The following is an 876-nucleotide window of genomic DNA, read 5'->3' as shown; positions in this document are numbered from 1 at the left end:
CCTGCGCATTGACTTTCATGACGGCGGCCCCGGCTCTGACCTGAGCCAGCCCGCGAACACACCAGCGCAGCGGACCCAGTGAGACGATGATTTCACCGTTTGGCCCGGTCTCCCACACGACTCCGGGTAAAGACAGCGGTCTTGTTGCCCGCTCAGCGGCTAAAGCAACAGGGGGTTCCGTTGCCGGGGACGACGGCGCTGCCGGTGCGCCCGGTGCTTCGGTGTCGGTTTTCTGCGCCGGCTCATACATCGGCACCGCGCCATCCAGCAATAACCCGAATGCCGGTTCGGGCTCGGCGACCTGACACAGATAGCCGTTGGCATCCATGCCTTCGGGGAACACCACCCGGAACACGGTCATGCCGGCGGCGGTCAGGTCTGCGGCCAGTTTCACCGCCGCCTCATTGCCGGCGGGGTCATTATCGAAGGCAATCAGCACCTGCCTGACCTGATGCCGTTGCAGTGCCTGCCAGTGGTCGGGGGTAAAGCCATTGACGCCGTAAGCGGCAGTCACGTTCCGGTATCCCGCCACCCAGAACGACATGGCATCGATTAACGACTCACACAGGATAAGCGATTTGGACGCTATCATGGCGGCTTCATTCCACACGCCGCGGTGTTCGCCGGGCAGGTAGAGATGTTTCGGGGTCCCCGCCCGCAGGCGCTGGATGATTTTCCGGCCATAGATTTCCTGTACCTGCCCGTGGCTGTCGAGTACCGGTATCACGAGCGAGCCGCTAAAGTGTTCGTGACCTGACTCCCGCATCAGGCCCACCGCTTGCAACCGGGCCCGGATAGCTGCGCCGGCTTTCAGTTGTTTCTCCGGCAGGCGGTAAGCCAGGGTTCGGTTGGCAAAGCCGGGCTTAAAACCGGCGA

The 876-nt window shown here is 62.8% G+C and carries 1 protein-coding gene; it reads right to left on the bottom strand.

Translation table 11 applies throughout. The features are described 5' to 3' along the window. Positions 1-876 (bottom strand): toprim domain-containing protein (locus tag AM629_RS21305; RefSeq protein ID WP_152912068.1); only part of this gene is annotated, 876 nt, incomplete at both ends.

Origin of the sequence: Photorhabdus heterorhabditis (assembly GCF_001280945.1) — a bacterium.
Lineage (GTDB): Bacteria > Pseudomonadota > Gammaproteobacteria > Enterobacterales > Enterobacteriaceae > Photorhabdus > Photorhabdus heterorhabditis.
This window is presented reverse-complemented; position numbering and strand designations above follow the sequence as displayed.